Here is a 13191-nt window from a genome sequence, read left to right on the forward strand (position 1 = left end):
AAATCAAAAACCAGGCTGCATTGTCCGGGATTCATCCAACACGCTCAAGCACGCAGGTTGACCGTAGCCGACGCGCTCGCAACTCCCTATAATGCCGCCCCTATGGCTAAACAAAAGAAACACCCAACAGGGACCATCGCGCAAAATAAAAAGGCGCGACACGATTACTTCATCGAACATCGTTTCGAGGCTGGTCTGGTCCTGGCCGGCTGGGAAGTAAAAAGTCTGCGTGCCAGCAAGCTGCAACTGGTCGACAGTTACGTGCTGCTCAAAGACGGTGAGGCCTGGCTGCTTGGCAGTCATATCACGCCGCTGATGACCGCCAGCACCCACGTGATCGCCGACCCGGTGCGCACGCGCAAGCTGTTGCTCAATGCCCGCGAACTGGAAAAACTCCAAGCCGCCGTGCAGCAAAAGGGCTACGCCTGCATCTGCCTGTCGTGGTACTGGAGCAAGCACCTGGTCAAGTGCGAGATCGCACTGGGCAAGGGCAAGAAGGAATACGACAAGCGTGACACCGAGCGCGAGCGCGATTCCAACCGCGAATTGCAGCGTGCCGTGCGCAACAAGGGCAAGGAAGACTGATTTTCTTGTGACTTGATGTGGCCGAGGGAGCCCGCTCCCTCAGCCACAACAATCGCTACATCCCCTTGCGCCGCTCCGCCCTGGCCATGCGCTGAACCTCCTGACGCACCTCCTCCAGCACTTCCTGCACATACAGCAGGTGACGTGTTGAAACTTCCCGCGCCTGCTCGGCACGCCCCTCGATAATCGCCAGGTATAGATCACGGTGCTGATTGATCAGCATGTCCCGGGTCTCGGTACGCTGCTGATACATCCCGCCAATATTGGTCACCACGTTGCGCTTGAGCAGGTCGAACAGGCCGCGAATGGTGTGCAGCAATACCGCGTTATGGCTTGCCTCGGCGATGGCCAGGTGAAACCTGGCATCCGCAGCGCCCTCTTCCGCCCGGCTCACTTCATCTGGCCGCGTATAGCAATCCTGCAACTCCTCGAAAGCGGCGGTCAGCCGCTCGCGGTCTACCTCAGTGGCGCGCAAGGCTGCGTAATACGCACACGAGGCTTCCAGGGTCTGACGAAACTCCAGCAGATCACGCTGAGCCTCGGGGTTATTTTCCAGCAGATGCAGCAGCGGATCGCTGAAGGTTGAACCCAGCGACTCCACCACATAATTGCCACCACCCTGACGGCTGACCAGCAAACCTTTGGCCGCCAACTTCTGGATCGCCTCACGCAACGACGGACGCGACACCCCGAACTGCTCGGCCAGTGCGCGCTCGGCCGGCAAACGCTCGCCCGACTTCAGCGTGCCCTCAAGGATCATGCCCTCAAGCTGCTCGACGATATCGTCAGACAAACGGCGCTGACGCACCTGATCAAACGCCATAACTCACTCTCCATCATCCCGACCACTCGCCGGGGCCCCTATTCTGGCCTATCGACGCGCATCCGGCACCTATCAGAACGCCCTCGTTCTAGCCGATCAGCACCCACTCACGCCGACCTACGACCAAAGATTCACAAGCGGCAAATTGACACATCCCCCTGAAGGCTTTTAACCTAGCCAACGGCGATTGTAAATTGGTAATACCAATTATCCAAATCGTCCAAGCAGTGCCTGACCAACAACAATTAGGGGCCACCCCATATGCAAACCTGGCAACAGCTCTACAGCCCGCTCGGCAGCCTCGGCCTGTCCGCACTGGCCGCCGTTATTCCCATCGTATTTTTCTTCCTGGCCCTGGCCGTGTTCCGCCTCAAGGGCCACGTTGCTGGCAGCATCACCTTGGCACTGTCGATCCTGGTGGCGATTTTTGCCTTCCAGATGCCGGTCGACATGGCGCTCGCCGCCGCCGGTTATGGCTTTGCCTACGGCCTGTGGCCCATCGCCTGGATCATCGTTGCCGCCGTATTCCTCTACAAACTGACGGTCAAGAGCGGCCAGTTCGAAATTATCCGCAGCTCCGTGCTGTCGATTACCGACGACCAGCGCCTGCAAGTGCTGCTGATCGGCTTCTGCTTCGGTGCCTTCCTGGAAGGTGCCGCCGGTTTCGGCGCACCCGTGGCGATTACTGCCGCACTGCTGGTAGGCCTGGGCTTCAACCCGCTATACGCCGCAGGCCTGTGCCTGATTGCCAACACCGCACCCGTAGCATTCGGTGCATTGGGGATTCCAATCATCGTGGCCGGCCAGGTTACCGGCATCGACGCATTCAAGATCGGCGCCATGGCTGGCCGCCAGTTGCCGCTGCTCTCGCTGTTCGTGCCGTTCTGGCTGGTGTTCATGATGGACGGCCTGCGGGGCGTCAAAGAAACCTGGCCAGCCGCACTGGTCGCGGGCCTGAGCTTTGCCGTCACGCAGTTCTTCACCTCGAACTTCATCGGCCCGGAACTGCCGGATATCACCTCGGCCCTGGTCAGCCTGATCTCCCTGACCCTCTTCCTCAAAGTCTGGCAGCCCAAACGCAGTGCCGGCGCGCAAGTCGCGGGCGCAACCTCCAGCACAACCGTCACCGCAAGCGTTGGTGGTTTTGGCCTGCCTCGCAACACCTTGGCTTCGCCTTACAGCCTGGGGCAAATTTTCAAGGCCTGGTCGCCGTTCCTGATCTTGACCGTGCTGGTCACCATCTGGACCCTCAAACCCTTCAAGGCGATGTTCGCCGCGGGTGGCGCGATGTACAGCTCAGTGTTCAACTTTGCGATCCCGCACTTGGACCAACTGGTGATTAAGGTTGCACCAATCGTTGCCAACCCAACGGCTATCCCTGCGGTGTTCAAGCTTGATCCGATTTCCGCAACCGGCACGGCGATTTTCTTCTCCGCCCTGGTATCCATGCTGGTGCTGAAGATCAATTTCAAAACTGGTCTGACCACATTGAAAGAAACCTTCTATGAACTGCGCTGGCCGATTCTGTCGATCGGCATGGTGCTGGCCTTTGCCTTCGTCACCAACTACTCCGGCATGTCATCGACCATGGCCTTGGTGCTGGCGGCTACCGGCGCGGCGTTCCCGTTTTTCTCGCCATTTCTCGGCTGGCTCGGGGTATTCCTGACGGGCTCCGATACGTCATCCAACGCGCTGTTCAGCTCACTGCAAGCCACTACCGCACACCAGATCGGCGTCAACGACATCTTGTTGGTGGCCGCGAACACTAGCGGCGGCGTGACCGGCAAGATGATATCGCCGCAGTCGATCGCCGTGGCGTGCGCAGCGACAGGCCTGGTGGGCAAGGAATCCGACCTGTTCCGCTTCACCCTCAAGCACAGCCTGTTCTTCGCGACGATTGTCGGGTTGATCACCCTGGCCCAGGCCTACTGGTTTACCGGCATGCTGGTGCACTGAGACCTGCGTGTAATAGGGTAAGAACCGACGCCGGGCAGCGATTCCGGCGTCAGCTATTTCTGGAGGACCGATGAGCCTGCCTGCTGCTTTTCTGAGCGACGCCGCACAACTGATCCCGAAAAATCGTCGCTTCGACGATCCACTTTCCACCCTCGCCTTCGGCACCGACGCGAGTTTTTACCGACTGATCCCACAGTTAGTGGTCCGCGTTGAATCGGAAGATGAAGTAGTGGCCCTGCTGCAACTAGCCCAACGTGACCGCGTACCGGTGACCTTTCGTGCAGCGGGCACCAGCCTCTCCGGGCAGGCCATCAGCGACTCGGTGCTGATCGTGCTGGGGGACAATTGGAACGGGCGCGAGATTCGCGGCCAGGGCACACAAATCCGCCTGCAGCCCGGTGTGATTGGCGCACAGGCCAACGCCTGGCTGGCACCATTCGGGCGCAAGATCGGGCCGGACCCGGCGTCGATCAATGCCTGCAAGATTGGCGGCATTGTCGCCAACAATGCCAGTGGCATGTGCTGTGGCACGGCCCAGAATACCTATCACACCCTGGCGGGCATTCGCCTGGTGCTGGCCGATGGCAGCCGTCTGGACACAGAAGATCCGGCCAGCGTTTCGGCCTTTCGCCAACATCACGGCGACCTGCTTGAACGCCTGGCGACACTGGGTCGCGAAACGCGGGCCAACGCTGAACTCGCCGCAAAAATCCGCCACAAATACCGTCTGAAAAATACCACCGGCTTGTCACTCAACGCCCTGGTGGATTTTGACGAGCCACTGGATATCCTCAGCCATCTGTTGGTTGGCTCCGAAGGCACCCTGGGCTTTATCAGCGCAGTGACCTACGACACGGTGATCGATCACCCGAACAAAGCCTCGGCCCTGATCGTGTTCCCCGATGTGGAAGCCTGCTGCAACGCCGTGACCGTACTCAAAACCCAACCTGTTTCAGCGGTCGAACTGCTGGACCGCCGCAGCATGCGCTCGGTGCAGGACAAACCCGGCATGCCGGCTTTCGTACAGCATCTGTCGGAAAACGCCTGCGCCCTGTTGATCGAATCCCGCGCGGCATCGCCCTCGCTGCTGCATGAGCAACTGGCGCTGATCATGGCTTCCCTGGCCAGCTTCCCGGTGGAGAAACAGGTCGACTTCACCGAAGACCCGATTGAAAACGCCCGCCTGTGGGCGATCCGCAAAGACACATTCCCCGCCGTGGGTGCCGTGCGTAAAACCGGCACCACCGTGATCATCGAAGACGTGACCTTCCCGGTGGAGCAACTGGCCATCGGGGTTAATCGCCTGATCGAGCTGTTCGACAAACATCACTACGACGAAGCGATCCTTTTCGGACACGCCCTGGAAGGCAATCTGCACTTTGTGTTCACCCAAGGCTTCAACAGTGCGCAAGAAGTGGCGCGCTACCAGGCGTTCATGGACGACGTCGCCCAGTTGGTGGCCGTAGAGTTTGGCGGTTCGTTAAAAGCAGAGCACGGCACCGGTCGCAACATGGCGCCCTTCGTCGAGCTGGAATGGGGCAGCGATGCCTACCAGTTGATGTGGCAGCTCAAGCGCCTGCTCGACCCCAACGGCATTCTCAACCCCGACGTGGTGCTCAGTGACGACCCACAAATCCACCTCAAACACCTCAAGCCGCTGCCCGCCGCGGACGAGCTTGTGGATAAGTGCATCGAGTGCGGCTTCTGCGAGCCGGTTTGCCCGGCGAAAGGGCTGACCCTGAGCCCACGCCAGCGCATTGTGATCTGGCGTGATATCCAGGCCAAAAAGCGCGCCGGTATCGACACCACTGAACTGGAAGAGGCCTATCAATACCAAGGCATCGACACCTGCGCGGCAACCGGGCTTTGCGCCCAACGCTGCCCGGTAGGAATCAATACCGGCGACCTGGTGAAAAAGCTGCGCAGCCGCGACGCCGACCGTACGAAAACAGCCGAATGGCTATCGACGCATTTCGCCACCGCCTTGCAAGGGGCGCGCTTCACGTTGCACGTGGCCAACGGTGCGCGCATGTTCCTGGGCGCACCGCGACTGGCGAAGCTCTCGGCCACGGTGACCCGGCTGTCCAAGGGGCAAATCCCCCAGTGGACCAACGCCATGCCGCAACCGGAAAAAGCCATACGCTTCAGCCCCGCCGTGAGCGATGAGCGACCTCGCGTGGTGTACCTCGCCGCCTGCGTATCACGCGCAATGGGCCCGGCAGCCGGCGACAATGAACAGATGTCGCTGTACGACAAAACCCGTGGTTTGCTGGAAAAAGCCGGTTACCAGGTAGTCTTCCCCGACAATCAGGACAACCTCTGCTGCGGCCAGCCTTTCGCGTCCAAAGGCTACGCCGAACAAGCCGAACACAAACGCGAGGAACTGATCGGCGCCCTGCTCCACGCCAGCCGTGGCGGCCTCGACCCGATCTACTGCGACACCAGCCCGTGCACCCTGCGCCTGGTCCAGGACCTGTCCGAAACACGCCTCGACCTCTACGACCCGGTACGTTTTATCCGCTCCCACCTGATGGACCGGCTCGACTTCACACCCCAGGAAGCCCCGATCGCCGTGCACGTCACCTGCAGCACCCAACATTTGGGAGAAAGCCAGGCGCTGATCGACCTGGCCAGGCGTTGCAGCAAAAACGTGGTGATCCCCGAAGGCATTCACTGCTGTGGTTTTGCCGGCGACAAGGGCTTCACCACGCCAGAGCTGAATGCCCACTCACTGCGCAGCCTCAAAGACGCCGTGCAGTATTGCAGCGAAGGCATCTCCACCAGCCGTACGTGTGAGATTGGCCTGACGCAACATGGCGGGATTGATTACCACGGCCTGGTGTACCTGGTGGACCGAGTGACCCAGGCGCGCGCCCATTAGAGCCGCCCTGTTTGGGTGCAAAACCTAATGACTTCGGGGTTTTTCGACGAATCCAGCAACAAAACAGAACCCCTGCGCGCCGACGTAGTCATCTGCATAAGCCTCGACAAACGAGGCTCATCAGTGACCTCGCTAGCTGTACGGAAAACCGGCAGCATCGAGCCTTATTTGCACAAGGAGATACCCATGAAGCGTTCCGCTCTTGCTGGTTTGTTCATTACCGCTGCGATGCTGGCGTCCCCCGCGTTTGCTGCGGACAATCTGTGCGAAGCCAATCTCTCCAGAATCAAAAGCGGCGAACAACTCACCGCAGCCACAAGCCGTGGAGATGATGGCGACATCAAAGGCGATATTCAACGAGCCGAAGCCGCCCACGCAGCAGGCAACGACGGGCTATGCATCGAAATCACCACCAAGACCATTCAAGACCTGCAGAACACTGAAAAAGGCGGCAATCAGTAACTCGCTGACCGCCCAAGGCCAACCTTGGGGTTGGCCTTCTGTGACCGATTGGCGTACACTGCAAAGGCTTGTCACTCACTAAGAAACAACGAGTTACAAGCACGGGGCCGTTTAGGATTCGACGCCGGTCGCGAAACTTTAGGTGCATGCCGAGTTGGTAACAGAACTCGTAAATCCACTGTTGCAACTTCTTATAGTTGCCAATGACGAAACCTACGGCCAGGAATTCTCTCTCGCTGCGTAAGCAGCTTTAGATCCTGAGCTTCTGGTACCTTCGGGTCCAGCAATCACCAGGGGATGTCTGTAAACCCAAAGTGATTGTCATATAGAACAGAATCGCCGTGCAGTACGTTGTGGACGAATCGGCTAAAACTTACACAACTCGCCCAAAGCACCCTGCCCTTCGGGTCGCTGAGGGTTAACTTAATAGATACGGCTACGCATGTAGTACCGACAGCGGAGTACTGGCGGACGGGGGTTCAAATCCCCCCGGCTCCACCACTTCATCATCTAAAGACGTCCACGGACGTCTTTTTTTGTGCCTGAAATCCAGTGAATACGGGTTTTCAGCGCTTATGGCCTGGGGCTCACGCGAGCTCGGAGGACCGTGCCAGTGCTTGCGTGTCGATATATTCGCGGATGTTTTTCACTTTGCCATTTCGAACAGTCATGGCGAAGACAAAATGGTCCTCGAACGTCCTGTTCGTGGCCTTAACTTTCCCCGTGGCGAACCCGACCATCAGAACCCGGTCTCCCTGCGCTACAAATTCGGGGGGCTGCGGGAATGAAGTTTCGATTTCGCAAGCCTTCTGAAGCAAATCCACCAATCCCTGGTGCCCGCGGTGCGTGCCGGCCAGCGGCCAGTCCTCGCCCGGAATGATCCACTCGATATCTTCGGCAGACAACGCCAGCAGACCTGGCCTGTCGCCGCGGCCCATGGCTGCAAAAAAATTCTTCACAGTCTGGACATTTTCTTGTGTGCTCATCGAAATCTCTCCATTTCCTTTACCCAGGATCGTGCCCGATATCATCGGACACGTTGTGGACCCGCTGGTGAGGACGTGGTGTCGGTGATTCAGCCGATATCGACATTCATTGCGATGTCCCAAGTGCCGGCACCGTTTTTGGCCAGACCTATCATCATCAGACCGAGCCACTCGAGCGTCTGGGCCATCTGCAGGCCGCCGACATCCAACGGACGCAGTCCGAGACTCTCGAGGAAGGTCGAGACGCGCGCCTTGGCGTGCGCATCGTCCGCCGCGATGAACGCGTCGAGGCGTTTATCCTTGGCAAGTACGTGGCCGAAGAGGGTATTGAACGCCTTGACGACATGCGCGCTGGCGGGGGCGCCCTTGGCGATCTCCTGCGCGCCGGAACTGCCGTGGGGGGTGACGAGGCCCGAGAGGTCGGGGGCGACCGGGTTGGTGATATCGATGATCACCTTACCGTCGAGCGCTTTCCCAAAGTCGGCCAGTACCGCCACCGCATTGGTGTACGGTACGGCGAGAATGACGATGTCACCCGCCGGAATGGCGCCGTAAGTCCCTGTGATCGCTCCGGATGCGAGCTTGTCGGCAAGCGCCTGCGCCTTGGCGGGATCGCGGCTGACAACTTCGACGGTGTGGCCGGCCTTGGCGATACGGCCGGCAATAGCCGTGGCCATGCCTCCTGAACCGATGATGCTGATAGTGCTCATGTGCAGTCTCCGTTCTGAAATCAGGTAATTTCAATCGTTTCTGGACGGGTTACGCCGTCGCGGCGTGGCCACCTGCCAGGCGCAGTGCGACCCGGCGGTGTGCCGTCACCTCATCAGTCGGCCGGGAAGTAATGACCGCTATCCAGATCGGCGAAGAGTCCGGGCTGGGTTGGTTCCCAGCCAAGAACCCGACGCGTGATGGCGTTCGATGTCGGGGTGTCCAGCGTGACCAGATTCGCAAGGAACCCGAAGTAGCCAGGCAGCATCAGCACGTCTGCGGGAATAGACACGGCCGGAAGATTCAACCGGCTGGCAATGGCTTCGGCGATCTGGCGGTACGGGACAGCCACGTCGGCGATTGCATGCCAGCTTCTGCCCGCGGCGCCTTTCTCCAGCGCCAGGCGAAACACGGTGGCAAGGTCACGTGCGTGCACGGCCCCCCAACGGTTGGCACCGTCTCCGGGGTAGCCGACGACACCCTTTTCCTTAGCCAGCCCGATAAGCAACGGAAGGAAGCCGGCGTTATCGGTGGAGCTGTGCATGATCTCGGGGATCCGCACGATCGAAGACCGTATGCCCTTTTCGGCCAGACCGATCACCGTGGTTTCCACAATGTTCCGAACCCGCAGGGTGTTCTTGTACGGATCGCCGCCGGGAAGGGGCGGATCCTCCTCGGTGGCCGGCCGGCCCAGGCCCTCCCACCCGGGCGAGCCGACGCTTCCAGACACGACCAACGGCTTTGCGCTGCCGGCCAGTGCTTCGCCATAGGCGAGCATGATCTCAAGCTCCGCAGCCGCAACGGCGTTGATCCCGCCAGTTGGAATCAGGTCCTGCCGATGCGCCAGGTGAATCACGCCGTCCGAGGCTGCGGCCGCTTCCTTTAACCCGTCGAGATCCTCGAGATTGCCGCGATGTACCTTGGCGCCGAGCGCAGCAGCCTGCGCCGCGGCCGTGTCGGACCGAGCCAGGGCAGTGACCTGATGGCCGGCGGCGATAAGATCGCAGATGATGTACGGACCGGAATGGCCGGTGCCGCCAGTAACAAAAACGTGCATATGCGTGCTCCTCGTGGGTAATGGGGTGCAAAAAAAGGGGCCAGGGGGCTGTGCCGGGCGCGTTTGCGATCCGGCGCCCCGCCGTCAGCTCAGGTCAGTCGGTGCAAAGTAATGGCCGTTGTCCAGGTCCTCGATCAGACCGGGCTGAACCGGGTCCCAGCCAAGAGCCTGGCGGGTGATGGCGTTCGACGCGGGGAGGTCTAGCGTGGCCACTGCCGCCAGGAACCCAAAGTAGCCCGGCAGCATCAGTTCGTCCGCGGGGATGCTCACGGCGGGTATTCCAAGGCGAGCGGCTATAGCCTCGGCGATCTCGCGGAACGGGATTCCTTCGTCGCCGATCGCGTGCCAGGTTTTGCCTGCGGCCCCCTTCTCGAGCGCCAGGCGGAACAGAGAGGCAAGATCGCGGACGTGCACGGCGGGCCAGCGGTTCTTGCCGTCTCCCGGATAGCCGGCGAAGCCCTTTGCTTTGGCGAGCATGATCAGCTGCAGGCGACCGGTCGCACTGTGTAAGAGAGTGGGAATCCGCACGACCGACGATCTAACACCTCGCCCAGCGAGGCCCACCACGGCCGTTTCCACGATATTGCGGGCCAACAGAGTGCCTGAATCGATCGGGCCGCCAGGTAAAGCAGGATCATCCTCGGTCGCCGGTCGGCCCAGACTGACCGGTGCGCCGATAGGCGCCGCCCTGCCCACGTTCATGGGCGTGCCGATACTGCCTGCAACGACCAGTGGTTTATCCGTGCCCGCCAGCGCCTCGCCGAACGCGAGGACGGTCGCGAGTTCCGATTCGACTAAGGCGGCGATCCCGCCGGACGGAAGCAGTTCAGCCCTGTATCCGAGGTGGATGACGCCGTCGGACTCGACCGCCGCCGCCTTGAGCCCTTCGAGGTCGGCAAGATCTCCACGACGCACCTTGGCGCCAAGCGCATACGCCGCAGCCGCGGACGCGTCTGACCTTGCCAGAGCGACGACCTCGTGGCCGGCTGCGATGAGGTCGGGGATGACGTACGAACCGACGTGGCCGGTGCCGCCAGTGACGAAAACGAGCATGTTATTGGCCCTTCTGAGCAGTGTGATACGAGACGTTCTGCTGCGCGTGCGCTCAGTCAAAAAGACTAACGCCATCGCGAAATCGGCGTTTTTGACCGAGTGAGTCATGAGGCCCGGCTCCGATCTGCTCGGCCCGCGCCCGCGCCTTGGCGGCGTTGCGACTTATCAACTCGACGGCCTTGGCGGCAAGGCCGCCGATCGCTGCGGCCATGTCGCCTGAGCCGATAATGCTGATAGTGCTCATGCGCTGTTTCCTTGCAGATATGGGGTTGATCATTCTCAGGCGGTGGTGCGACCCGACGAACTCACTCAACGTAGGATCCATGCTGTTCCGATCACTTGCAAAAAGCAAGCAATCCATGGAGATTTTACTTGCGACATGCAAGCGATGCTAAGATCCAGCCATGAAGACAACGCTTAAAGAAGACTTTCGATCCCACTGCGCGGTGAACTACGGCGTGGAGATTTTCGGCGACCGATGGTCGCTCTTGATCATTCGCGACATCGTTTTTGTTGGAAAGAAGACGTATGGCGACTTCCTGAAATCGGAAGAGGGAATCGCAACCAATGTTCTTGCTTCCCGACTTGCCTTTCTTGAGGAGCAAGGCGTTCTGTCGAAGGCGCCCAGCCCCGACGACAGGCGCAAGGACTTTTACACGTTGACCGAGAAGGGACTGGACCTCATTCCAATTGTGATCAGCATTGTGCTGTGGAGCGCGAAGCATGATTCGAAGTCGTACGTGCGGCGCCGCGAGGATTTTGTTGCTCGATTAAGCCAAAACCCCATGCAGGTGAGCGAGGAAGTAAAGGCACTGGTCCGCAATGGCGGGTGCATCTTTCCTGAGGGCGGGGGATGAACAAGGCGGCAAACGCGCCCTGTCACGGCGCACACACTGGATGCACACACCACCGGCAGGACGCTTGAAGGAGGACGAGCCTCTGCACCGCCACAGCCAAGGCAACGTCAAGTGGCGCCAGGTCCAAGACCATTTGGGTTTACCGGGTCATACGACGCGCCTGACCATCGAATGGAGTACCTGGGCGTAGGGCGTCAGAGTTGAGCAAGACCGCCGTCAACGGCGACCTCGCTGGCGGTCATGAAGCTACTGTCCGGCGACGCGAGAAAGGCGGCCACGGCCCCGATCTCCGCCGGATCGGCCATGCGCTGAAGCGGAGTCATCGCGGCATAGACCTTCTGGCCCTCCTCGCCCAGCGCTTCCTTAGCCAGCTCGGTCGCAGTCGCCCCGGGCGACAGCACGTTTACCCGGATGCCGGTGCCCTTCAGGTCCTCCGCCCAGGTCCGCGCCAGGTTGCGCACTGCTGCCTTGCTCGCGCTGTAGGCGCTCATTCCCGGGGCGCCCGTAGTGCCGGCGCTCGATCCGGTCAGGATGATCGAACCACCCAGGCCCATCAGCGGCAGCGCCTTCTGGACCGTGAAGATCGTCCCCTTCACATTGGTGTCGAAGGTTTCGTCAATGTGCTCGGCAGTGATCTTGCCGAGCGCAAGTGGACTTCCCGCGCCGGCATTGGCGAAGACGATGTCGAGGGTTCCACGCTCGGCCTTCACCGCCGCGTAGAGTCGGTCGAGGTCGGCCTCATCCGAGACCGAGCCCTTCACCGCACGGGCATTGGGCCCCAAGTCAGCCACAGCAGCGTCGAGGGCTTCCTGGCGGCGGCCGAAGATGAAGACAAAGGCGCCCTCCTCAATGAAGCGCTTTGCAGCAGCGCGGCCGATGCCGGTAGCGCCACCGGTGATCACTGCGGTCTTCCCATTCAGTCTGGTCATGTCATGCATCCTCATTGAAGTTGTGCGCAAGCAGCGGGCGGCTTGCTTGAGGGCGAGTATGCAGAGCTGATAACCTAAGGACTAGTATGCACATTTTGGTAAGTATGGAAAAAATGACGATATCTTCTGAAATCTGCGATACCGGATGCGGGCTGAACGCCACGCTGCGTATCATCTCGGGCAAGTGGAAACCGCTGGTCATTTTTTTCCTGCGCGGCGGCCCGAAACGCTACGGCGAACTCAAACGCTTGATCCCGGGCGTCAGCGACAAGGTGCTGATCCAGTCATTGAAGGATCTGGAAGCCGATCGTGTGCTGACGCGGACCGACTACAAGGAAGTGCCGCCCCGCGTGGACTACACCCTGACCCCGCTCGGCCGCAGCCTGGCTGACGCGATCATCCCGCTGTGCACCTGGGGAACCGAGAATGCAGCGCAAATGGCCAGCATCTTCGCCAAGCGCGACACTCTGCCCTAGCAGGATATTGAAGAACTGCTGAGTCGCAGGACCCTGCGCGTTCTTGGGAGGGTGGCAGGTCGAATACAACCGGCCAGGCAGGCAAAGGAAGGTATTCCCCTGTATTCCAATCAAGATTGAAAACTAACATTAGTCATAATGGGCCTTCGGATTTTTCCTGCAAGACACCGCGCCCTGTATGAACTGGCGCGAGCCACGCCACGAAGTTAGCCTTCACGGGTTGCTGCTCATCAGCGACCGGCTTTGACAGGCCGAAAAGTGTAACCTTTCACTCCCCTTGATAAGTCGGCATGCTTCGCGCATTCCGCGTCCTTCATGGCGGCTGTGCGTGGGGCATCTTCGGGTGCACCGGGTTCCTACACTTCCGGTCTGTCAACCCGCGTACAGCTGCCACCCAATCCTGTTTGACAGCAGGGGA

The 13191-nt window shown here is 60.2% G+C and carries 13 protein-coding genes and 1 other RNA gene; 7 read left to right on the plus strand and 7 right to left on the minus strand.

Features of this window, described 5'->3' with window-relative positions; all coding sequences use genetic code 11:
• Window positions 1-102 precede the first annotated feature (102 nt).
• Window positions 103-585 carry an SsrA-binding protein SmpB gene (smpB, locus tag CEC48_RS09795; protein ID WP_076013764.1) on the plus strand — a complete coding sequence of 161 codons (483 nt, stop codon included), beginning with the start codon at window positions 103-105 and terminating at the stop codon, window positions 583-585.
• 55 nt (window positions 586-640) lie between these two features.
• On the opposite strand, the gene CEC48_RS09800 is transcribed toward smpB, so the two are convergent.
• On the minus strand, window positions 641-1408 hold the full coding sequence (locus tag CEC48_RS09800; RefSeq protein ID WP_088423554.1) for an FCD domain-containing protein: 768 nt from the start codon (window positions 1406-1408) through the stop codon (window positions 641-643).
• 261 nt (window positions 1409-1669) lie between these two features.
• Here CEC48_RS09800 and CEC48_RS09805 point away from each other — a divergent pair, with 261 nt between their 5' ends.
• The 4 genes from CEC48_RS09805 to ssrA all read left to right on the plus strand — a co-directional run bounded on the left by CEC48_RS09805 (window position 1670) and on the right by ssrA (window position 7208).
• Window positions 1670-3364 carry a lactate permease LctP family transporter gene (locus tag CEC48_RS09805; RefSeq protein ID WP_088423555.1) on the plus strand — a complete coding sequence of 565 codons (1695 nt, stop codon included), beginning with the start codon at window positions 1670-1672 and terminating at the stop codon, window positions 3362-3364.
• 70 nt (window positions 3365-3434) lie between these two features.
• On the plus strand, window positions 3435-6245 hold the full coding sequence (locus tag CEC48_RS09810; RefSeq protein ID WP_088423556.1) for an FAD-binding and (Fe-S)-binding domain-containing protein: 2811 nt from the start codon (window positions 3435-3437) through the stop codon (window positions 6243-6245).
• Between the two features lie 186 nt (window positions 6246-6431).
• The gene (locus CEC48_RS09815) at window positions 6432-6707 is read left to right on the plus strand and encodes a hypothetical protein (RefSeq protein WP_088423557.1); all 276 of its coding nucleotides are present in this window, start codon (window positions 6432-6434) and stop codon (window positions 6705-6707) included.
• A 103-nt stretch (window positions 6708-6810) separates the two neighbouring features.
• Window positions 6811-7208, plus strand: a transfer-messenger RNA (tmRNA) gene (gene ssrA / locus CEC48_RS09820).
• A gap of 86 nt (window positions 7209-7294) precedes the next feature.
• Here ssrA and CEC48_RS09825 read toward each other — a convergent pair.
• From CEC48_RS09825 to CEC48_RS09845, 5 genes are all read right to left on the minus strand, one after another.
• Window positions 7295-7693 carry a nuclear transport factor 2 family protein gene (locus tag CEC48_RS09825; RefSeq protein ID WP_088423558.1) on the minus strand — a complete coding sequence of 133 codons (399 nt, stop codon included), beginning with the start codon at window positions 7691-7693 and terminating at the stop codon, window positions 7295-7297.
• Between the two features lie 89 nt (window positions 7694-7782).
• Entirely contained in the window at window positions 7783-8403 is a 621-nt protein-coding gene (locus CEC48_RS09830; RefSeq protein ID WP_088423559.1) for an NADPH-dependent F420 reductase, read from the minus strand.
• A 113-nt stretch (window positions 8404-8516) separates the two neighbouring features.
• Window positions 8517-9458, minus strand: a complete 942-nt coding sequence (locus tag CEC48_RS09835; protein ID WP_088423560.1) for an SDR family oxidoreductase — start codon at window positions 9456-9458, stop codon at window positions 8517-8519.
• Between the two features lie 84 nt (window positions 9459-9542).
• Complete coding sequence (locus CEC48_RS09840) at window positions 9543-10619, minus strand: SDR family oxidoreductase (RefSeq protein ID WP_256579693.1); 1077 nt, start codon at window positions 10617-10619, stop codon at window positions 9543-9545.
• Window positions 10564-10755, minus strand: a complete 192-nt coding sequence (locus tag CEC48_RS09845; RefSeq protein ID WP_256579694.1) for a hypothetical protein — start codon at window positions 10753-10755, stop codon at window positions 10564-10566. Before CEC48_RS09845 ends, CEC48_RS09840 begins: the two co-directional genes overlap by 56 nt.
• A gap of 160 nt (window positions 10756-10915) precedes the next feature.
• On the opposite strand from CEC48_RS09845, the gene CEC48_RS09850 reads away from it, so the two are divergent.
• Entirely contained in the window at window positions 10916-11368 is a 453-nt protein-coding gene (locus tag CEC48_RS09850; protein ID WP_088423562.1) for a helix-turn-helix domain-containing protein, read from the plus strand.
• 194 nt (window positions 11369-11562) lie between these two features.
• On the opposite strand, the gene CEC48_RS09855 is transcribed toward CEC48_RS09850, so the two are convergent.
• Window positions 11563-12297, minus strand: coding sequence for an SDR family NAD(P)-dependent oxidoreductase (locus tag CEC48_RS09855; protein WP_088423563.1), 735 nt, complete (start codon window positions 12295-12297; stop codon window positions 11563-11565).
• A gap of 113 nt (window positions 12298-12410) precedes the next feature.
• Between CEC48_RS09855 and CEC48_RS09860 the strand changes: the two genes are divergently transcribed.
• Complete coding sequence (locus CEC48_RS09860; RefSeq protein WP_088423602.1) at window positions 12411-12773, plus strand: helix-turn-helix domain-containing protein; 363 nt, start codon at window positions 12411-12413, stop codon at window positions 12771-12773.
• Window positions 12774-13191 lie beyond the last annotated feature (418 nt).

This window comes from Pseudomonas sp. K2I15, assembly GCF_002204795.1.
Taxonomy (GTDB): domain Bacteria; phylum Pseudomonadota; class Gammaproteobacteria; order Pseudomonadales; family Pseudomonadaceae; genus Aquipseudomonas.